The sequence below is a fragment of the Mycobacterium sp. NGS35 genome (assembly GCF_059812855.1).
This window is the reverse complement of sequence record NZ_JCALDL010000001.1, coordinates 464,226-483,312: the sequence shown is the minus strand read 5'-3', so window position 1 is coordinate 483,312 and position 19,087 is coordinate 464,226. Positions and strand designations below refer to the sequence as shown.

Sequence of the window (19,087 nt, the reverse complement as noted above, 5' to 3'; positions counted from 1 at the left end):
ATCAGCGCTAATGAAATCAGCTAAGACGTGGTTGCTGGGTGCCGCATGGTTGATGACGCTCGGGTTGGCCGCCGGCTGGCCGCCGGTGATCGCGTCGGCTGACGACGGGCTTCCCGCTGATTCGCCGACTCTCGCGTACCGGACGTTGGGACTGGACCCGAGCCTGTCGTTCTACGGAACCCAGGGCACCCAGAACCTGACCGTTCCGGTTCCGCGGGGGTTGGTGCCCGCGTCGGTGAACGCGACGGTCGAGCTGCCGCCGAACCTGCGCAGCGGCACGATCACCGTGTCGCAGGACGACCGCACGATCTCGCGGGTCGACGTGCCGAACACCGACCGGGCGCCGATTGTGATTCCGCTCGCCGGCGCGGAGATCGTCGACAACGCGGTCACAGTGGTCCTGCGCAGCACGTTGTTTCCCGTCGAAGGGTTCTGCCTCTACGACCCGACGATTCCGCTGCGGCTCGTCGACCTGTCGTTGACCTACGCCGGGGTGGAGGCCGCGCCGGCGACCGTCGCCGACTTCTTGCCGCCGGTGCTGCAGAAGCTCACGATCTTCTTACCGGCCAAGCCCACCCGAGCCGAGTCCGACGCCGCGGTGCGGTTGACCGCCGCCACTGTGGCCCACTACGGCAAGCAGCCCACCGATGTCAGTGTGCTGCCGTTGCCGGGGGACGCCCCGAGGCCGCCCGCACCGTCGCAGCCGCTGGAGCGTCAAGTGGTGATCAAGGAGGACCCGACCAGTGGGCTGAGCCTCCAGGGCGGCACCGGCGTGCCGTCGTTGTTGATCTCGGGCCCGGCCAACGAGCTGACCAACCAGACCAGGCTGCTGTCCCGAGACATCTCCCGGTTGGCGCTGTCGTCGAAAGCCGTTGTCGGACCGCTTCGTTCGAGCCCGCAGCTGCCGCCCGACTCGGTGACGATCCGGGATCTTGGCCAACCCGGCGTCAACAGCACGGCACTGGCGCCGCAAGTCTCCATTGCGCTCGACCAGACCCGGCTCGGCCGTTCGGTGCGCAATGTCCGTGTGCACCTTCAGGGTTCGTACACTCCATTGCCTTCGAGCGTGGCCGGCAGCGTCATCGTGGCGATCGGCGGCCAGACGATCGATCGGTGGCCCGCCGAGGCCAAGGGCGTGATCGACCGCTGGGTGAACGTCCCCGACAACCTGCTGCTGCGCTACACGAATCTGGGCGTGGCGATCGACATCGCCGGAAACACCGGCCGCTGCGGTGAGTTCCAGCCGATCACCCTGACCATCGACGGCGCGACGACGGTGACCACTCAGGCCGCGGTGCCGCCGGCTCCGCGCGGCTTCCAGTCACTGCCGCAGGCACTGCTGCCGCGGGTGGAAATCGGCATCGGTGACGATTCGTTCGCCGACACGGTGCGTGCGGCGCAGATCGTCGAAGGGCTGCAACGGCTGAGCTCGCTGCCGATGGACACGCACGTGACGTCGCTGTCCGAAGCCCGCAACTCCGCTCTGCCGGCGCTGCTGGTAACCGCCAACGGTTGGGACGACGAACACCTCAAGCTGCCCGTCAGCGCGGGCAAAGGCAACGAGATCGGCGTGGCCGGACTGGACGGTACAGGAGGTGCCACGACCCTCACGCTCGATCCGTCTCTGCGATTCGCTTCGTTGCAGACCGTATACGACGGCAACCGCCCTCTGATCATTGCGACCTCGACTGCCGTTCCCGCGCAACTGGATACGTTGCTCGGCTGGCTGGACGCCGACGTGCGCCGATGGGAGCGGCTGTCCGGCGAAGCGGTTCTGCAGCCGGAGGGGCGCGATCCGGTCCAAGTGCCGCCGGCGCCGGCCGCCGCCCAGGCGTCGTCGGGAGACGACAGGGCGTGGGTGTGGTGGGCGGCCGGCGTGGCGGTTGCGGCGGGTGCAGTCGGCGCGGGCTGGGCCGTCCTGCGAAAGAGGCGTCGAGAACCGGGCGGCTGACGTGACGACGACGCTGCAGCCGAGTCCGGCGGATACCGCATCCAAGCGAACACCCTGGATGCACCTGTTGCATCCGGCGTTCCGGGTTGCGTTGCGGTGGCTCTACATCGGTGCGGTGACGGTCATGGCGTTCCACAGGTCGCTGGCGAACGTCGTCGAGGTCACGTTCGACGGCGGCATGGGCGGCTACGTATGGACAGTTCCACTCGCGGCAATCCTCGCCGCCGTCAGCGTCGCGCGGCGCGATCGCACCGAGCTGCCGATCCATGACCGCCAAACCGACATCATCGTCGGGACAATGGGTTTGGTGCTCGCCATGATGATCCAAGGCGTGCTGCTGGCGCGCTATGCGCTTTATTTCCACCTGCTGCGGCTAGACCTGGTGGCGTTGTGGCTGTTCTTGGTGAGCTCGGCGGTGGTGCTGTTCGGCCTTCGTCCGGTGACGCGGTTCGTGTGGGTGTGGCTGCTGCTGCTGATGATCTTCCCGCTGCCCTACTATTTGACCGTCATCGTGCTGGGCGGCTCTCATGTCGCCGGCGGAGCCGCGACGCTGATCATCGCCGCGTTCGCCACCGCGATCGGGGTCGGCCGCACCGTTCGGCGAGCGGTGATCGGCTCGACCCTTGCATGGGGTGTGGGCTTCGCGGTGCTCATCGTCATGGCGGTGTTCTTCCCCGACGCCCCATTACTTGCGTACCAACTGATTCCGGTGGTGACGGCGATCTCGCTCGTCGGCGTGGTGCTGTTCCTGCATCGCCGGCGCGGCAAAGAGAAGCGCTTCTTGGAGCGCAAAATCGAACCCCTGGCAGCGGGTCAGGTGTGGGTCGGCCTGCCGGTGCTGTTCGCGGTGGCGCTGGCGGTGTCCACCATGAAGTTGCCCACCTCACCGGCGCCCCCGACCACCGAGATCAGCTCGATGACGTTCGCCAACGCCCCGCTTGTGCCCACCGGATGGAAGCTCACCGAGCAGGAGCACTTCACCTGGATTCGGCGGCTGTACGGCAAGTCGGCGAACGTCACCCGGCAGTGGATGCAGGCCACCTCGGGAAATCCGAAGTGGGACAAGTTCGGACGACCCCGGACGGTCGTGGTGGACAGCGTCGTGACCCGGCGCCCGATGTCGTTCGAGGTGTACCCGACCACCTTGCTCTACGACCTCACCGACACCCGGCTCAGTCCGCCGCACACCGTGGATCTCGGCTACGGCGTCACCGGGCAGCTGGTCTCGGTTGTCGACGACAAACTCTTGGTGAGCTGGAACTCGTTGTCGTGGACGTGGCGTAATCCCCGTGAAGCGCAGCGCATCGTCGTGCTGTCAGTGGACAACCACGAGCCCGACGCGCCGTTTCCCACTCCCACCGGCGGAACCGCCTCGACGTTGAACTCGATGTTCACGATTCTGTTCCGCGGCAACTCGGCGGTCAGTGACCGCAACCCCGTGTTCAAGGACGCTGACATGCTGACCGCGTTCGGTCGGGCGCTGGTGAAAGACAAGCTGCGAGCCCAAACCTTATGACCGTCGAATCTCATAGCCATTACGACACCTTCTCCAGTGCCGAGCGGGAACACGCGCTGCACCGGGCGATCAACGGGCTGCGCGAAGACGACCCGATCCATTCGGCCGCCGAGGCGATTTCAGGGTGGCAGCGGCCGGCCCTCATCATCCTTCTGGTGACCGTCATCGGTTGCGTGGTCTGGAAACCGATGCAGACCGCGGTCGTTGTGGTGGGGCTGTGCACGTTGGCCTATGTGTGCACGATGGTCGACCGGGTTGCGATTTTCCGGCGCGGCTTGGCGTCACGGCCCATCGTGGTGACCGACGAAGAGGCGCGGGCCATCCCGGACGCGGACCTGCCGCCCTACACGATCCTGGTGCCGGCCTACAACGAACCCGAAGTGGTGGGCAACCTGATCGGGGCGATCGGGGCACTGGAGTATCCGCGCGAGAAGCTGCAAGTGCTGCTGCTGCTGGAAGCCGACGACCACGTCACGATCGCGGCGGCAAAGGATTGCGGTGAATCCCAGGCGATCACGATCATCCTCGTGCCACCCGCCGAGCCGCGCACCAAGCCGAAGGCATGCAACTACGGGCTGCACTTCGCGACAGGTGAGATCGTCACGATCTACGACGCCGAGGACCATCCCGAGCCGCTGCAGTTGCGACGGGTGGTGGCCGCCTACAACGCTCTACCGGACAACGTCGCGTGTGTGCAGGCGAAGCTGGCTTATCACAACGGCCACCAGAATCTGCTGACCGGCTGGTTCACCGCCGAATACGGGCTGTGGTTCGGCTACTTGCTGCCGGGCCTCATGCGAACGAATTCCCCTATCCCGCTGGGTGGTACGTCCAACCACATCCTGTCGCCGGTGCTCGACAAGATCGGTGCATGGGACCCGTTCAACGTCACCGAAGACGCGGACCTGGGGCTGCGCATCGCGGCCTCCGGTTACCAGACGGCCGTCGTCGACTCGGTCACCCTGGAAGAGGCCAACAGCGACCCCATCAACTGGGTAAGGCAGCGATCCCGTTGGTACAAGGGCTATTTGCAGACCTGGCTGGTGCACATGCGCCAGCCTAGGGAGTTGCTGCGGACCATCGGCTGGCGCAGTTTCATCCGGTTCAATCTCGTGGTCGGCGGCACCCCCATTGTCGCGGTGCTCAACCTCGCCTTCTGGTTGATCACGGTGTTGTGGTTCTTGGGCCAGCCCGCGGCCGTCGGCGCCGTCTTTCCCGCATACATCTACTTCCCTGCGTTGTGTGCGTTGGTGCTGGGCAACGCAGCCACGTTGTACATGAACTTCATCGCGCTGCGCGAAGACGATCGCGCTGACCTGATCGTGCCCGCGCTGACGGTCCCCCTGTTCTGGTTGATGATGAGCGTCGCCGCCGCCAAGGGCCTGTACCAGTTGATCCGCAATCCCTCCTACTGGGAGAAGACTTTTCACGGGCTCGATCGCCGCGACGACGAGGACGCGCAACAGTGAGAATCGGCTGGCTTTCCGGCCGCCGGCTCAAGATCGTCGTCTTCTCTGCCGCTTCCGTGACTTATCTGACGGTGGGCTACTGGCTGCAGGTGTGCCACGGGTTCATCCTCGGCGACGCGCTGTCGCGGGTCTCGGCGGCGCAGAGCGTGCTCTTCAGCCGTGAACCGCACTTGGCGGCGATCGGCTTCATCTTCACGCCGCTGACTGCGATGGTGCAGCTGCCCGCAATCTTGCTCAGCCCGTTGTGGCCGGCGATGACCGAACGGGCCTTCTCGGGGACGATCATGTCGTCGATCTTCATGGCGGGTGCCGTGATTCAGATCCTGTCGATCGGGCTGGACCGCGGCCTACCGCGACGGTACTCGCTGGCCATCGCTGCGCTGTTTGCGCTCAACCCGATGATCGTCTTCTACGGGTCCAACGGCATGAGCGAAGCCCCGTTCCTTTTCTTCCTGGTGTGGGCGGTGCGCCGGTTGATCATGTGGATGACCGACGACGACGTGCACCACCTCGTTGCCGCCGGCGGTGTCGCGATGGGACTGGCTTACCTCACCCGCTACGACGCGGTCGCGTGCATCGCTGCGACCGGTCTGCTGGTGGGTGTCACCACGTATCTGCGTGCGCGCCCTGCGCCGCGAATTCGCCGTGCCTTGCTGGACACGATCCTGGTCAGCGGACCCGGCTTCGCCGCATTCGTCGGATGGGCGGTGACCAGCTGGCTGATCACCGGCCAGGCGTTCGCCCAATTCAGTTCGCAATACGGCAATTCCGCGATTCTGCAGCAGTCGGGCGGTGCGACGGATGATGTGACCGGTGGACTGCGGTTCGCGCTTGTCTGCACCGCGCTGCTGGCGCCGACCTTGGTGCCGATCGCGGTCTGGGCCGGCGTCGCGCGATGGCGGTGGCGCAACTGGCCGGTGTTGCTGGTGCCGCTGGTGATGTACGGTGCGGCGCTGAGCTTTCAGGCGCTGAGCTACGCGACCGGCTCCACGTTCGGATTCCTGCGGTTCTACATCGTGGCGGTGCCGTTCGCGGCCACACTGGCACTGCTGGCCGCACCCGAAGGTGTGGTGATGCCCGCGAAGCGGCGTGGGCGGTATGCACCGGCCCAGCCGCCGCCCGTGCCAGTCACCCGGCGGTTGCGGTGGGCGTCAGCCGGCGTGGTGGCGGCCTTGGCCGTCAGCATCCCGGTGACCGCATGGGGGATGAGCCAACCGAGATACGCGCCGCAGGAATACGCGCTGGGCGCTGTGCTGTCTCCACAACCGGACAGCGTGACGACCCGCAAAGCCATCGAGCATCGCATCGCCGCGTCGTTCTCCACCGAGCGCCAGATCGCGGCATACCTGGACCGGCTCAACCTGCCGGACAGCTCGATTCTCACCGACACCGTCTACGGATTCGCGATCGTCGCCGCATCGCAGCGGCCCAAGACCTTCGTCGTGCCGTCCGATCCCGACTTCGTCGCGCTGCTCAACGATCCGGTCGGCGGCAATATCCAGTACATGCTGGTCGTTCCGCCGACCGGCCGCGGCGCCTCGGATGCGTTAAACCTGCGTTACCCGACGCTGTACGACACCGGCGCCGACGTCGCCACGCTGGAACTGGAGGTTCCCAACAACGGCGACAGCCAGCCGACCTGGCGGCTCTACCGGGTGAACAAGCCTGTGCCCGCGAGTTGAGGCTCACCGCAGCCTGTTTCGGGTGGTCTGGAACTCCGATGCCGTCGGTGGGCGGCTCGTCGATTTCTCAGCTGACGTCGACGTTGCCGGTGTAGTGTCCGGGCCACGTCGGGATCAGAAACAGCAGGACGGAGCCGATGATGGCGGCTGAGTTTGCGGGCAAGATCGAGCTGGATATTCGAGATTCCGAGCCGGACTGGGGGCCGTACGCGGCGCCGACCGCCCCTGCGGGGGCACCCAACATTCTCTACATCGTCTGGGACGACAACGGCATCGCCACGTGGGACTGTTTCGGCGGACTCGTCGAGATGCCCACCATGAGCCGTATCGCCGCACAGGGCGTGCGGCTTTCGCAGTTTCACACCACGGCACTGTGTTCGCCGACGCGTGCGTCACTGTTGACCGGACGCAACGCGACCACCGTCGGCATGGCAACCATCGAGGAGTTCACCGACGGATTCCCGAATAGCAACGGACGCATTCCGTTCGACACCGCACTGATCTCCGAGGTGCTCGCCGAGCGCGGCTGGAACACCTACTGTCTGGGCAAGTGGCACCTGACCCCGCTCGAGGAATCGAACCTGGCTGCCACCAAACGCCACTGGCCGTTGTCACGCGGCTTCGAGCGGTTCTACGGTTTCATGGGCGGGGAAACCGACCAGTGGTATCCCGACCTCGTCTACGACAACCATCCCGTCGCCCCGCCGGCCACGCCCGAGGAGGGCTACCACCTGTCGAAAGACCTGGCCGACAAGACAATCGAGTTCATCCGCGACGCGAAGACGATCGCTGTGGACAAGCCATGGTTCTCCTACGTCTGCCCGGGCGCCGGTCATGCGCCGCACCACGTGTTCAAAGAATGGGCCGACAAGTACGCGGGCACCTTCGATATGGGTTACGAGCGTTATCGCGACATCGTCCTGGAAAACCAGAAAAGGCTGGGCATCGTCCCGCCCGACACCGAGCTGTCGCCGCTCAACCCGTACTCAGATGTCAAGGGGCCCAACGGCGAACCGTGGCCGCTGCAGGACACCGTGCGGCCCTGGGACAGCCTGGCCGACGAAGAAAAGAAGCTGTTCTGCCGGATGGCGGAGGTGTTCGCCGGTTTCCTGTCCTACACCGACGCCCAGCTCGGCCGCATCCTGGACTACCTCGAAGAGTCCGGCCAGCTCGACAACACGATCATCGTGGTGATCTCCGACAACGGCGCCAGTGGCGAGGGCGGCCCGAACGGTTCGGTGAACGAGGTGAAGTTCTTCAACGGGTACATCGACACCGTCGAGGAAAGCCTGCGGTTCTACGACAACCTCGGCGGGCCGGACACCTACAACCACTATCCGATCGGGTGGGCGATGGCGTTCAACACGCCGTACAAGCTGTTCAAGCGTTACGCCTCCCACGAGGGCGGTATCGCCGATACCGCAATCATCGGCTGGCCCAAGGGTATTCGGGCGCGTGGCGAGGTGCGGGACAACTACATCAACGTCTGCGACATCACACCTACGGTGTACGATCTTCTAGGCGTCACGCCGCCGGACACCGTCAAAGGTATTGCGCAGAAGCCACTCGACGGCATCAGTTTCAAAGCGGCCCTTGACGATCCGTGTGCAAAAACCGGCAAGGACACGCAGTTCTACACGATGCTGGGCACCCGCGGCATTTGGCATCGAGGCTGGTTCGCCGACACCGTGCACGCTGCCACGCCGTCGGGCTGGTCGCACTTCGAGCAGGACCGCTGGGAGCTGTTTCACATCGACGTCGACCGCAGCCAATGCCACGACTTGGCGTCGCGGGAGCCGGACAAGCTCGAGGAGATGAAACAGCTCTGGTTCGCCGAAGCGGCCAAGTACAACGGACTGCCGTTGGCCGACTTGAACCTTCTGGAAACCATGACCCGGTGGCGGCCGTATCTCGCCGGCGACAGGAAAAGCTTCACGTACTACCCCGACACCGCCGAAGTGGGAATCGGTGCGGCGGTGGAGATTCGGGGGCAGTCGTTTTCCGTGCTGGCCGAAGTGTCCGTCGACACCACCGGCGCCGAAGGTGTGCTGTTCAAGCAGGGCGGTGCGCACGGCGGGCATGTGCTGTTCATTCAGGACGGCAGGCTGCACTACGTCTACAACTTCATGGGCGACGAAGAACAGAAGGTCTCGGCACCGGGCCCGGTGCCGCTGGGCAGGCACGTCTTCGGTGTCCGCTATGGCCGAGTGGGCATCGTCGAGGGCAGTCACACACCTGTAGGAGAAGCCACGCTTTACGTCGACGAGCAGGCGGTGGCGGCCCGGGCGGAAGTCAAGGCCCACCCGGGCACCTTCGGCCTGGCGGGAGCGAGCCTGTCGGTCGGGCGTAACAGCGGGTCGGCGGTCTCGGCTGCCTACAAAGCGCCGTATGCGTTTACCGGCGGAACGATCGACCAGGTGGTCGTCGACATCTCCGGGCAGCCCTACGAGGACCTGGAGAAGGAGTTGGCGCTGGCGTTCGCGAAGGACTAGAAAACTGTCGGCGGTGTATTTGTGTGTATGAAGCGCACCAACATCTATCTCGACGCGAGAGCGAACAGCAACGCTGGACCGGCTCGCCGAACAGGAAGGGGTGTCACGGGCCTCGAGCGGGCGACGTTGAACGTCCGGCATTTCCGGTGTTGGCCGAACTACATCCACCGTTCACGATGGCGTGAGCGTCGGGCGTCAGCGGCGGATGCACGCCTTACTCTGGGCACATGCTGACGGAGCTGGTCGAATTGCCCGGCGGGTCGTTCCGCATGGGGTCGACGAGCTTCTACCCCGAAGAGGCGCCCGTCCACACCGCCACTGTCGCGGGATTCGCGATCGAGCAGCATCCGGTGACGAATCAGCAGTTCGCCGAATTCGTCTGTGCCACAGGGTATTTGACGGTCGCCGAGCAGCCGCTTGATCCTGCGCTGTATCCGGGGGCGGCCGTCGCCGACCTGGTGCCCGGCGCAATGGTGTTCAAACCCAGCGCCGGCCCCGTCGATCTGCGCGACTGGCGGCAGTGGTGGGACTGGGCGCCCGGGGCGAGCTGGCGCCACCCGTTCGGGCCCTACAGCGACGTCGTCGCCAAGCCCGACCACCCCGTCGTACAGATCGCCTACCCGGACGCGTGGGCGTACGCGCAATGGGCGGCCCGGCGACTGCCCACCGAGGCCGAGTGGGAGTACGCAGCCCGGGCCGGCTCGACGTCGGTATATCCCTGGGGTGACGAGCCACGTCCCGGTGGCCGGCTGATGGCCAACACGTGGCAGGGCCGCTTCCCCTACCGCAACGACGGCGCCGACGGCTGGGTGGGGACGTCACCGGTCGGCACGTTTGCCCCCAACGGCTTCGGGCTCGTCGACATGATCGGCAATGTCTGGGAGTGGACCACCACCGAATACTCGCCGCACCACCGCGTCGGCGGCGCGTGCTGTGCACCGTCGAACACCATCCCGTCGGCAAATCCGAGCGTCAACCAGACGCTGAAAGGCGGCTCGCATCTGTGCGCACCCGAGTACTGCCACCGGTACCGCCCCGCCGCCCGGTCTCCGCAGGCGCGCGACACCGCCACCACGCACATCGGATTTCGGTGCGTCGCAGGCTGACCGTTTAGCCGATTCCGCCAACGGGCAAAGAAGTGCACATGACGCACAGCAACCCCACAGAGAACCACCGTGTCCGCAACGTCGTCGCAGCCGGAACGTCGATCGCCGCCGGCGCATTGCTCTTGGTCACCGGACTGCTGACCTTCTTCCAGGGCGTGTCGGCGGTGGTCAACGACGAGTTGCTGGTGGTCACCGCCGACTACGTGTACAAGTTCAACACCACGGTGTGGGGCTGGATCCACATCGTGCTGGGTGTCGTGCTGTCGGCGATCGCCATCGGCCTCATCACCGGCCGGGACTGGGCGCGCGTCGGGGCCATTGTGATCGCGTCGGTGTCGATCGTCGTGATGTTCTTGTGGCTGCCCTACTACCCGGTGTGGTCGCTGGTGGTGATCGCACTGGACGTGATCGTGATCTGGGCTGTCGCGACGTGGGACAGGGGCGTGGACAGCACGCTCAGATGAGCGCGAGCGTGCGCCGTCGTCCGGGTGGAGGCGGCGTGTCGCTGTGCAAACACGCCCGCTCGCGGGGTGAGGCGGGCAATTTGGCTGCTCGCGGGTCGTCCCCTAGAATCTAGGGGTTGCCTTGGGCAGACCTCGGCTGGCCGCGTTCGCGCTGGTTGGCCCCGCGTGCCCTTCGGTGACGCCAAGACCGCGCACGTTCGGGCTTTCCCTCGGCGTGCACATACCACTGTCGAGGAGATCTTGTGATCCAGCAGGAATCGCGGCTCAAGGTCGCCGACAACACGGGCGCCAAGGAGATCTTGTGCATCCGGGTGCTCGGCGGCTCGTCGCGACGCTACGCCGGCATCGGCGACGTGATCGTCGCGACCGTGAAGGAGGCCATCCCTGGGGCCAACGTCAAGCGCGGTGACGTGGTGCGCGCCGTGGTGGTGCGCACCGCCAAGGAGCGCAGGCGTGCGGACGGCAGCTACATCAAGTTCGACGAGAACGCGGCCGTGATCATCAAGGCCGACAACGATCCGCGCGGCACGCGCATCTTCGGGCCCGTCGGCCGCGAGCTGCGCGAAAAGCGGTTCATGAAGATCGTCTCGCTGGCCCCGGAGGTGTTGTAGATGAAAATCCACAAGGGCGACACCGTGCTCGTCATCTCCGGTAAAGACAAGGGCGCCAAAGGCAAGGTGCTCAAGGCGTTCCCGAAAGACAACAAAGTGCTCGTCGAGGGCGTCAACCGGATCAAGAAGCACACCGCCGTCTCCACCAACCAGCGCGGCGCCCGCTCGGGCGGCATCGTCACTCAGGAAGCGCCGATTCACGTGAGCAACGTGATGATCGTCGACTCCGACGGCAAGCCCACCCGCGTCGGCTACCGCATCGACGAAGAGACCGGCAAGAAGGTCCGCGTCTCCAAGCGCAACGGCAAGGACATCCCATGACGACGGTCGAAAAGATCCAGCCCCGCCTCAAACTTCGCTATCGCGAAGAGATCCGTGGCGCGCTGCAGCAGCAGTTCGGCTACGCGAACGTGATGCAGATCCCGGGCATCGTCAAGGTCGTCGTCAACATGGGCGTCGGCGACGCCGCCCGCGACGGCAAGCTCATCAACGGCGCAGTCAACGACCTGGCGCTGATCACCGGCCAGAAGCCCGAGATCCGGCGGGCCCGCAAGTCGATCGCGCAGTTCAAGCTCCGCGAAGGCATGCCGATCGGTGCGCGGGTGACGCTGCGCGGCGACCGGATGTGGGAGTTCTTGGACCGGTTGATCACGATCGCGCTGCCGCGTATCCGCGACTTCCGCGGGTTGAGCCCCAGACAGTTCGACGGCACCGGCAACTACACCTTCGGGCTCACCGAGCAGTCGGTGTTCCACGAGATCGACGTGGACAAGATCGACCGGCCGCGCGGCATGGACATCACCGTCGTCACCTCGGCGACGACCGACGAGGAAGGACGGGCGCTGTTGCGGGCACTCGGCTTTCCCTTCAAGGAGAACTGATGGCGAAGAAGGCCTTGGTCAACAAGCAACAGCGCAAGCCGAAGTTCAAGGTGCGCGCGTACACGCGGTGCAGCCGGTGTGGCCGTCCGCACGCGGTGTATCGCAAATTCGGGTTGTGCCGAATCTGCCTGCGGGAGTTGGCGCACGCCGGCCAGTTGCCGGGCGTGCAGAAGGCTAGTTGGTGAGGTCGATGAGCGCTTGCGCGAAGAGCATTGAGGTAGCCCGATGACGATGACGGATCCCATCGCAGACTTTCTGACGCGTCTGCGCAACGCCAATTCGGCGTACCACGACGAAGTTCGGTTGCCGCACAGCAAGATCAAGGCCAACATCGCCGAGATTCTCAAGAACGAGGGCTACATCGCGGACTACCGCACCGAAGATGCCCGCGTCGGCAAATCGCTTGTGGTGCAACTGAAGTACGGCCCCAGCCGGGAACGAAGCATCGCGGGACTGCGCCGCGTGTCCAAGCCAGGTTTGCGCGTGTACGCCAAGTCCACCAACCTGCCGCGGGTGCTCGGCGGCCTCGGTGTGGCCATCATCTCCACCTCGTCGGGTCTGAAGACCGACCGTCAGGCGGCCCGCGAGGGCGTCGGTGGCGAAGTCCTCGCGTACGTGTGGTGAGGGGGAACGGAACAGATGTCGCGTATTGGTAAGCAGCCGATTCCCGTTCCGGCGGGCGTCGACGTCACGATCGACGGCCAGAACGTCTCGGTGAAGGGACCCAAGGGCGAGCTCGCGTTGCAGGTTGCCGAGCCGATCACCGTGTCACGCAACGACAACGGGGAGATCATCGTCAGCCGGCCGAACGACGAGCGGCGCAACCGCTCGCTGCACGGGCTGTCGCGCACGCTGGTGAGCAACCTGGTCACCGGTGTGACGCAGGGCTACACCACGAAGATGGAGATCCACGGCGTCGGCTACCGCGTGCAGCTGAAGGGCAACAACCTCGAATTCGCGCTCGGTTACAGCCATCCCGTGGTGATCGAGGCGCCTGAGGGCATCACGTTCGCGGTGGAGAGCCCGACGAAGTTCTCGATCTCGGGCATCGACAAGCAGAAGGTCGGCCAGGTTTCGGCGAACATCCGCCGGTTGCGCCGTCCCGACCCGTACAAGGGCAAGGGCGTGCGCTACGAGGGCGAGCAGATCCGCCGCAAGGTCGGAAAGACGGGCAAGTAAATGACGAGTACCGAAAACAAGCACAAGCCGGTCGGCCAGAGTGTGTCCGCTGTGCGGCGTGCCGGGCGGCTGCGCCGCCACGCCAGGCTGCGCAAGAAGCTGTCGGGAACGGCCGAACGTCCCCGCTTGGTGGTGCACCGGTCGTCGCGGCACATTCACGTGCAGCTGGTGAACGACCTCACCGGCACCACGCTGGCCGCCGCGTCGTCCATCGAGGCCGATGTCCGGGCAGTGCAGGGCGACAAGAAGGCCCACAGCGTGCGGGTGGGGCAGTTGATCGCCGAGCGCGCCAAGGCTGCTGGCATCGACACCGTGGTGTTCGACCGCGGCGGCTACACCTATGGCGGACGGATCGCCGCGCTGGCCGATGCGGCACGAGAAGGCGGGCTGAAGTTCTGATGACTTTGACTTTCGACGAAGGGACAGCATGATGGCCGAGCAGGCGGGTGGCCCGCCGGTATCCGAGGGCCGCACCGAAACTCGCGACCAGCGCGACGGACCCCGCGAGGGGCGCGGCCGCCGCGAGGGCCGTGGCCGCGACGGCGGCGAGAAGAGCAACTACCTCGAACGCGTCGTCGCGATCAACCGCGTGTCCAAGGTGGTCAAGGGTGGCCGCCGGTTCAGCTTCACCGCGCTGGTGATCGTCGGCGACGGCAACGGGATGGTCGGTGTCGGCTACGGCAAGGCCAAAGAGGTGCCGGCCGCGATCGCCAAGGGCGTGGAGGAAGCGCGCAAGAACTTCTTCCGGGTGCCGCTGATCGGCGGCACGATCACCCATCCCGTGCAGGGTGAAGCCGCCGCAGGCGTGGTGCTGCTGCGCCCGGCCAGCCCGGGTACCGGCGTGATCGCCGGCGGCGCCGCGCGGGCGGTGCTGGAATGTGCTGGCGTGCATGACATTTTGGCCAAGTCGCTGGGCAGCGACAACGCGATCAACGTGGTGCATGCGACGGTGGCCGCGCTGAAGCTGCTGCAGCGTCCGGAGGAAGTGGCGGCCCGCCGCGGCCTGCCGATCGAGGATGTCGCGCCGGCCGGCATGTTGCGCGCTCGGCGCGAGAACGCAGCGCTGGCGGCGTCGGCGGCGCGTGAAGGAACGGCGTGACCATGGCAGACGTTCGAATCACCCAGGTGCGCAGCACCATCGGCGCCCGCTGGAAGCAGCGGGAGAGCCTGCGGACATTGGGCCTGCGGCGCATCCGTCATTCCGTGGTGCGTGAGGACAATCCGCAGACCCGTGGCCTGATCGCGGTAGTGCGCCACCTCGTGGAAGTAGAAGCAGTCGAGGCGAACAAATGACGATCAAGCTGCACGACCTCAAGCCCGCACCCGGGTCGAAAACCAAGCGCACCCGCGTCGGCCGCGGTGAAGGCTCGAAGGGCAAGACCGCCGGCCGCGGCACCAAGGGCACCAAGGCACGCAAGAACGTGCCGGTGACGTTCGAGGGTGGCCAGATGCCGATCCACATGCGGCTGCCGAAGCTCAAGGGCTTCCGCAACCGCTTCCGCACCGAGTACGCCGTCGTCAACGTCGGCGACATCAACCGGCTGTTCCCCGAGGGCGGCGACGTCGGCGTCGACGAGCTGGTGGCCAAGGGTGCGGTGCGCAAGAACACGCTGGTGAAGGTTCTGGGCGACGGCAAGATCTCGGTGAAGGTGGCGGTCAGCGCGCACAAGTTCAGTGGCAGCGCACGCGAGAAGATCACCGCCGCAGGCGGATCCGTCACCGAGCTGTCCTAGCCCCATCGCGCCGAGCATGCCCGCGCGGCGGTGACGAAACGTCGTGGTAACGAAGCGTTTCCTCACGGCAATCTGCAGAAGTTAGCGTGCCTGCCGATGCGAAAGCGAGGTGAGCAACTGTGACGAAAACGGTCCTGGTGGCACTCGGCACGGCAGGGATTGCGGCGATGACGGTTCTGACCGTCGTGTTCGGCAGCGGCCATCAGGCGCGTGCCGACAACAAGTTCGGCGGCGCCGGCACGACGATCACCCAGTCGACGCCGCCGAGCGTTCCGGAGACCCCGTCGGCCGCGCCTGCCGTGAAGGCCACACCGTACGGCGGCTAGCCACCCCGTTGCGCCTGCTCGCCAGCGCATAGGGTGACGGTATGTTCAGCTTCCTGCCCGGCGTACCCGACCTCGATGACCTGAGATCCCTGAGCCGCAAGGTCGACACGGCCCGTCATCACGGCATCCCGAAGGGCTGCGTGCTGGAACTCGATCTGCAGGCGGTACCGCCGGAGACCGGAGGCTTCGATCCGTTGGCGGTGATCACCGCCGGCGGACGCCCGTTGCTGTTGCGAGAGGCCGTCGCAGCTATTCATCGGGCCGCAGAGGACAACCGGGTCAGCGGGCTGATCGCGCGCGTGCAGATCCCGGCCGCACCTGCGGGGCCGATACAGGAACTGCGCGACGCGATCGCGGCGTTCAGCGCGGCCAAACCGTCGCTGGCCTGGGCCGAAACGTACCCCGGCACACTGGCTTACTACCTCGCGTCGGCGTTTCGCGAGGTGTGGATGCAGCCCTCAGGCACCGTCGGGCTGGTGGGATTCGCCGCCCACGCGCTGTTCCTCAAGGGCGCACTGGACAAGGCCGGCATCGACGCGCAATTCGTCGCGCGCGGCGAATACAAGTCTGCGGCAAACCTTTTCACCGAAGACAGCTACACCGACGCGCACCGCGAAGCCGACACCCGGCTGGTGGAGAGCCTGCACAGCCAGGTGTGGCAAGCGATCGCAGAGTCGCGCAAGCTCGATGTCGCCGACGTCGACGCGCTCGCCGACCGTGCGCCCCTGCTGCGTGACGACGCGCTCGCCGGCGGGCTGGTGGACCGGATCGGCTTCCGCGACGAGGCATACGCCCGCATCGCCGAGCTGGTCGGCGCCGACACCGCCGATCCCGAGAAGGAGCCGCCACGGCTGTATCTCGCCCGCTACGCCCGCACGCAGCGCCCGAGCTTGCCCACGCCGAAAGTGCCTGGGCGCAAAGGCAAGCCGTCGATCGCCGTCGTCACGGTGGCCGGTGCAATCGTCAGTGGCCGCGGCGGCCCGCGGGCACTGCCGTTCGGATCGAACAGCGCTGGCGGCGACACCATCGCCGCGGGCCTGCGTGAGGCCGGTGCCGCCGACGACGTCGCCGCGGTGGTGCTGCGCGTCGACAGCCCGGGTGGGTCGGTCACCGGCTCGGAGACCATCTGGCGTGAGGTCAACCGCCTTCGCGGCCAAGGCAAGCCGGTGGTCGCGTCGATGGGCTCGGTCGCTGCCTCCGGTGGGTACTACGTGTCGATGGCCGCCGACGCGATCGTCGCCAACCCGGGCACCATCACCGGCTCGATCGGTGTGGTCACCGGCAAATTCGTCGCTCGCGAGCTCAAGGACAAGCTGGGGGTGCGTTCAGATGCCGTGCGCACCAACGCAAATGCCGACGCCTGGTCCATCGACACCCCTTTCACCGAAGAGCAGCGCGCCCAAGTCGAAGCGGAGGCCGACCTCTTCTACGAGGACTTCGTCAAGCGCGTCGCCGACGGTCGCAACCTTTCTGTCGACGACGTCGACAAGGTGGCTCGCGGCCGGGTGTGGACAGGCGCAGATGCCCTCGACCGCGGCCTGGTCGACGAACTCGGCGGCCTGCGCACAGCGATCCGGCGTGCGAAGATCCTGGCCGGCTTGGACGCCGACGAAGACGTCCACATCGTCAGTTATCCCGGCGCGTCGTGGCTGGACTTCCTGCGGCCCCGGCCGTCGTCGCAGCCGGCCGCCGCGTCGCTACCCGAAGCCGTAGCCGTGGTGCTGGGCCGATCGGTCGCCGGGCTGGTCGACCAGGCCGGGCGCGCCGTCAGCGGCGCCCAGGTGCTGTGGCTGGGGGAGCACCGCTTCTGAGCGTTGGGCTACGTCAGCACCGCGCTGACGTAGCTCAGATCCGCGAACGGCGTCATCGCCTCGTCTTCGGGGAACTCGAACCCGTTGGCCGCGTAGGCTTCTCGCATCGTCTGGGCGGACACGCGCCACCCCAGCGACGTCAGGTATTCGATGACGTGGCTGCGTTCGCCGTCGTAGATCAGCTCGGAGAAGTCGAAGTCCGGGCCGTACTTCTTCATCCGCTCCTTGATGCGCTGCGAGCGTTCGTCGGAGAACACGTTGGTGTCCGGGATGTGCTCGGTGGCCACCCGACTGCCCGGCACGCTCAGCTCGGTGATCGTGTCGAACAGTTTGTCCTGCGCGTCCGGCGGCAGGTAGATCAGCAGACCCTCTGCGCTCCACGCCGTGGGTGTGCCGGCGTCGAAGCCATTGTCCAGCAACGCTTTTCGCCAGTCGTCTCGCAGGTCGATGGCGACGGGGCGGTGGCCGGCCGTGGGCTGGGCGCCCAATTGCGCCAGCGTCCTGGTCTTGAAGTCGATGACCTCTGGCTGGTCCACCTCGTAGACCACCGTGCCGTCCGGCCACGGCAGCCGGTATGCACGCGCATCCAGCCCGGCGGCCAGGATCACGGCCTGTCGCACACCCGCGGCGCCGGCGTCCATGAACACGTTGTCGAAGAATCGCGTGCGCACGGCGATACCCTCGGCGGAGCGCCGGACGCTGAACTGCGGGTCCACTTCCGACAGGTCGATCTCGCCGTCGAGCACCTGGTTGAAGTAGCGATGGCCCACCGCCCGCACCAGCGGCTCGGCGAACGGGTCGTCGATCAGGCGCTCACGGGTGCCCAGCGCACGCTGCGTCGCGACCATCGTCGCGGTCGCGCCCACGCTCGTGGTCAAATCCCACGTGTCGTTGTCCGTTCTGGCCATGGCTGCTCCTTCAGTCGCGAATCGCCGTGACGGCAACGCTGTTTCGCATAGGCGCGGTCGAGTCGTCGGTGGCCATCTGGCGGCCGTACTTGGCGAATACCTCGGCCCGCGTTTCGGTCGACACCCGCCAGCCCAGCCCGGCGAGGTAGTCGGTGGCCGGGGTGCGGTCCTCGTGATACATCAGCTCCGAGAGGTCGAGGTCGAAGCCGCGCTCGCGAAATCTGCGCGCCATCTCCTTCTGCCGCTCGGCGATCGCCGACGGGCCGTCCGGGTGGTACTCGGTGGCCAGCCGGCTACCTGCGGCGCTCAACGCGGTGATGTTGTCGAACAGCCGGTCCTGCGCGTCAGGCGGCAGGTAGGCCAGCAACCCCTCGGCGCTCCACGCCGTCGGGCGATTTCGGTCGAAACCGTTGGCCCGCAATGCCGCCGGCCAGTCGTCGCGCAGGTCGACGGCGACGGGCCGGTGCTCGACGGGCGGCTCGGCGCCCAGGTCGGCCAGTGTGCGGGTCTTGAAGTCGATGACCGCGGGCTGGTCGATTTCGAACACGACGGTGCCAGCCGGCCACGGCAGCCGGTAGGCGCGGGAATCCAGACCGGATGCCAGGATCACGGCCTGCCGGATGCCGGCGTCGCCGGAGTCGGGGCGTGATGTCGCCGCCGAAACGGCTCCGACGAAGAAGTCGTCGAAGAACTTCGTTCGCACCGCCATCATCTCGATGATCGGCAGGGTGTCCTGCGGCTCATCCGGGTCGTCGGCCAACGAGATCTCGCCGTCGAGGGCCTTGACGAAGAAATCGATGCCGACCGCCCGCACCAGCGGCTCGGCGAACGGGTCGGTGATCAGCGGATCGGGCGCCCGGCTCGCCATCGCCCGCGCCGCGGCGACCATCGTCGCGGTCGCGCCCACGCTGGACGCCAGGTCCCAGGTGTCGTTGTCGGTGCGTGCCATTGCGTGTCC

Annotated in this window: 21 protein-coding genes and 1 pseudogene; 20 read left to right on the top strand and 2 right to left on the bottom strand. The window is 66.4% G+C overall.

The features are described from left to right. Positions 1–10 precede the first annotated feature (10 nt). From AC5Y4C_RS02400 to sppA, 20 genes and pseudogenes are all read left to right on the top strand, one after another. The gene (locus tag AC5Y4C_RS02400; protein WP_499965017.1) at positions 11–1,951 is read left to right on the top strand and encodes a hypothetical protein; all 1,941 of its coding nucleotides are present in this window, start codon (positions 11–13) and stop codon (positions 1,949–1,951) included. Between the two features lies 1 nt (position 1,952). Next, a complete protein-coding gene (locus tag AC5Y4C_RS02395; RefSeq protein ID WP_499912262.1) occupies positions 1,953–3,467 on the top strand; it encodes a hypothetical protein in 1,515 nt (504 codons plus the stop codon). After that, complete coding sequence (locus AC5Y4C_RS02390; RefSeq protein ID WP_499965016.1) at positions 3,464–4,936, top strand: glycosyltransferase; 1,473 nt, start codon at positions 3,464–3,466, stop codon at positions 4,934–4,936. The genes AC5Y4C_RS02395 and AC5Y4C_RS02390 overlap by 4 nt, the downstream gene beginning before the upstream one ends. Further along, positions 4,933–6,618: a glycosyltransferase family protein gene (locus tag AC5Y4C_RS02385; protein WP_499912257.1), complete on the top strand. Its 1,686-nt coding sequence runs from the start codon at positions 4,933–4,935 to the stop codon at positions 6,616–6,618. The genes AC5Y4C_RS02390 and AC5Y4C_RS02385 overlap by 4 nt, the downstream gene beginning before the upstream one ends. Positions 6,619–6,758: 140 nt before the next feature. Next, on the top strand, positions 6,759–9,110 hold the full coding sequence (locus AC5Y4C_RS02380; RefSeq protein ID WP_499951876.1) for an arylsulfatase: 2,352 nt from the start codon (positions 6,759–6,761) through the stop codon (positions 9,108–9,110). A 27-nt stretch (positions 9,111–9,137) separates the two neighbouring features. Then, positions 9,138–9,222, top strand: a pseudogene (locus AC5Y4C_RS02375) (ribbon-helix-helix protein, CopG family); the annotation flags it as partial. Positions 9,223–9,337: 115 nt separating this feature from the next. Then, positions 9,338–10,216, top strand: coding sequence for a formylglycine-generating enzyme family protein (locus tag AC5Y4C_RS02370; RefSeq protein WP_499951875.1), 879 nt, complete (start codon positions 9,338–9,340; stop codon positions 10,214–10,216). Positions 10,217–10,254: 38 nt separating this feature from the next. After that, entirely contained in the window at positions 10,255–10,680 is a 426-nt protein-coding gene (locus AC5Y4C_RS02365) for a DUF7144 family membrane protein (protein WP_499912251.1), read from the top strand. Positions 10,681–10,922: 242 nt separating this feature from the next. After that, positions 10,923–11,291 carry a 50S ribosomal protein L14 gene (gene rplN, locus AC5Y4C_RS02360; protein ID WP_499912249.1) on the top strand — a complete coding sequence of 123 codons (369 nt, stop codon included), beginning with the start codon at positions 10,923–10,925 and terminating at the stop codon, positions 11,289–11,291. Then, on the top strand, positions 11,292–11,612 hold the full coding sequence (gene rplX / locus AC5Y4C_RS02355; RefSeq protein WP_499912247.1) for a 50S ribosomal protein L24: 321 nt from the start codon (positions 11,292–11,294) through the stop codon (positions 11,610–11,612). Further along, positions 11,609–12,172, top strand: a complete 564-nt coding sequence (rplE, locus tag AC5Y4C_RS02350) for a 50S ribosomal protein L5 (protein ID WP_499951873.1) — start codon at positions 11,609–11,611, stop codon at positions 12,170–12,172. The genes rplX and rplE overlap by 4 nt, the downstream gene beginning before the upstream one ends. Further along, on the top strand, positions 12,172–12,357 hold the full coding sequence (locus AC5Y4C_RS02345) for a type Z 30S ribosomal protein S14 (protein ID WP_499912243.1): 186 nt from the start codon (positions 12,172–12,174) through the stop codon (positions 12,355–12,357). Before rplE ends, AC5Y4C_RS02345 begins: the two co-directional genes overlap by 1 nt. 40 nt (positions 12,358–12,397) lie before the next feature. Next, positions 12,398–12,796, top strand: a complete 399-nt coding sequence (rpsH, locus tag AC5Y4C_RS02340; RefSeq protein ID WP_499912241.1) for a 30S ribosomal protein S8 — start codon at positions 12,398–12,400, stop codon at positions 12,794–12,796. Between the two features lie 15 nt (positions 12,797–12,811). Then, positions 12,812–13,351 (top strand): 50S ribosomal protein L6, encoded by a 540-nt coding sequence (gene rplF / locus AC5Y4C_RS02335; RefSeq protein WP_499912239.1) that lies wholly within the window; start codon positions 12,812–12,814, stop codon positions 13,349–13,351. Further along, positions 13,352–13,750, top strand: coding sequence for a 50S ribosomal protein L18 (gene rplR / locus AC5Y4C_RS02330; RefSeq protein WP_499912236.1), 399 nt, complete (start codon positions 13,352–13,354; stop codon positions 13,748–13,750). 31 nt (positions 13,751–13,781) lie between these two features. After that, positions 13,782–14,450 carry a 30S ribosomal protein S5 gene (gene rpsE / locus AC5Y4C_RS02325; RefSeq protein WP_499912234.1) on the top strand — a complete coding sequence of 223 codons (669 nt, stop codon included), beginning with the start codon at positions 13,782–13,784 and terminating at the stop codon, positions 14,448–14,450. A gap of 2 nt (positions 14,451–14,452) precedes the next feature. Then, a complete protein-coding gene (rpmD, locus tag AC5Y4C_RS02320) occupies positions 14,453–14,644 on the top strand; it encodes a 50S ribosomal protein L30 (protein ID WP_499912232.1) in 192 nt (63 codons plus the stop codon). Continuing rightward, positions 14,641–15,084, top strand: a complete 444-nt coding sequence (gene rplO, locus AC5Y4C_RS02315) for a 50S ribosomal protein L15 (RefSeq protein ID WP_499912230.1) — start codon at positions 14,641–14,643, stop codon at positions 15,082–15,084. The genes rpmD and rplO overlap by 4 nt, the downstream gene beginning before the upstream one ends. A gap of 119 nt (positions 15,085–15,203) precedes the next feature. Beyond that, positions 15,204–15,410, top strand: a complete 207-nt coding sequence (locus tag AC5Y4C_RS02310; protein WP_499912227.1) for a hypothetical protein — start codon at positions 15,204–15,206, stop codon at positions 15,408–15,410. 41 nt (positions 15,411–15,451) lie between these two features. After that, positions 15,452–17,221, top strand: coding sequence for a signal peptide peptidase SppA (gene sppA, locus AC5Y4C_RS02305; RefSeq protein ID WP_499951872.1), 1,770 nt, complete (start codon positions 15,452–15,454; stop codon positions 17,219–17,221). A gap of 8 nt (positions 17,222–17,229) precedes the next feature. On the opposite strand, the gene AC5Y4C_RS02300 is transcribed toward sppA, so the two are convergent. Together AC5Y4C_RS02300 and AC5Y4C_RS02295 are read right to left on the bottom strand one after the other, a co-directional pair. Continuing rightward, a complete protein-coding gene (locus AC5Y4C_RS02300; RefSeq protein WP_499951871.1) occupies positions 17,230–18,129 on the bottom strand; it encodes a class I SAM-dependent methyltransferase in 900 nt (299 codons plus the stop codon). A gap of 10 nt (positions 18,130–18,139) precedes the next feature. Next, positions 18,140–19,078 carry an SAM-dependent methyltransferase gene (locus tag AC5Y4C_RS02295; protein WP_499951868.1) on the bottom strand — a complete coding sequence of 313 codons (939 nt, stop codon included), beginning with the start codon at positions 19,076–19,078 and terminating at the stop codon, positions 18,140–18,142. Positions 19,079–19,087 lie beyond the last annotated feature (9 nt).

What these genes read in the sequence shown, in the direction of transcription:
- AC5Y4C_RS02400 (WP_499965017.1), top strand. Translation starts at nt 11, where the DNA reads ATGAAATCAGCTAAGACGTGGTTGCTGGGTGCCGCATGGTTGATGACG.
- AC5Y4C_RS02390 (WP_499965016.1), top strand. Translation starts at nt 3,464, where the DNA reads ATGACCGTCGAATCTCATAGCCATTACGACACCTTCTCCAGTGCCGAG.
- AC5Y4C_RS02380 (WP_499951876.1), top strand. Translation starts at nt 6,759, where the DNA reads ATGGCGGCTGAGTTTGCGGGCAAGATCGAGCTGGATATTCGAGATTCC.
- AC5Y4C_RS02370 (WP_499951875.1), top strand. Translation starts at nt 9,338, where the DNA reads ATGCTGACGGAGCTGGTCGAATTGCCCGGCGGGTCGTTCCGCATGGGG.
- AC5Y4C_RS02365 (WP_499912251.1), top strand. Translation starts at nt 10,255, where the DNA reads ATGACGCACAGCAACCCCACAGAGAACCACCGTGTCCGCAACGTCGTC.
- rplX (WP_499912247.1), top strand. Translation starts at nt 11,292, where the DNA reads ATGAAAATCCACAAGGGCGACACCGTGCTCGTCATCTCCGGTAAAGAC.
- rplE (WP_499951873.1), top strand. Translation starts at nt 11,609, where the DNA reads ATGACGACGGTCGAAAAGATCCAGCCCCGCCTCAAACTTCGCTATCGC.
- AC5Y4C_RS02345 (WP_499912243.1), top strand. Translation starts at nt 12,172, where the DNA reads ATGGCGAAGAAGGCCTTGGTCAACAAGCAACAGCGCAAGCCGAAGTTC.
- rpsH (WP_499912241.1), top strand. Translation starts at nt 12,398, where the DNA reads ATGACGATGACGGATCCCATCGCAGACTTTCTGACGCGTCTGCGCAAC.
- rplF (WP_499912239.1), top strand. Translation starts at nt 12,812, where the DNA reads ATGTCGCGTATTGGTAAGCAGCCGATTCCCGTTCCGGCGGGCGTCGAC.
- rplR (WP_499912236.1), top strand. Translation starts at nt 13,352, where the DNA reads ATGACGAGTACCGAAAACAAGCACAAGCCGGTCGGCCAGAGTGTGTCC.
- rpsE (WP_499912234.1), top strand. Translation starts at nt 13,782, where the DNA reads ATGGCCGAGCAGGCGGGTGGCCCGCCGGTATCCGAGGGCCGCACCGAA.
- rpmD (WP_499912232.1), top strand. Translation starts at nt 14,453, where the DNA reads ATGGCAGACGTTCGAATCACCCAGGTGCGCAGCACCATCGGCGCCCGC.
- rplO (WP_499912230.1), top strand. Translation starts at nt 14,641, where the DNA reads ATGACGATCAAGCTGCACGACCTCAAGCCCGCACCCGGGTCGAAAACC.
- sppA (WP_499951872.1), top strand. Translation starts at nt 15,452, where the DNA reads ATGTTCAGCTTCCTGCCCGGCGTACCCGACCTCGATGACCTGAGATCC.
- AC5Y4C_RS02300 (WP_499951871.1), bottom strand. Translation starts at nt 18,129, where the DNA reads ATGGCCAGAACGGACAACGACACGTGGGATTTGACCACGAGCGTGGGC.
- AC5Y4C_RS02295 (WP_499951868.1), bottom strand. Translation starts at nt 19,078, where the DNA reads ATGGCACGCACCGACAACGACACCTGGGACCTGGCGTCCAGCGTGGGC.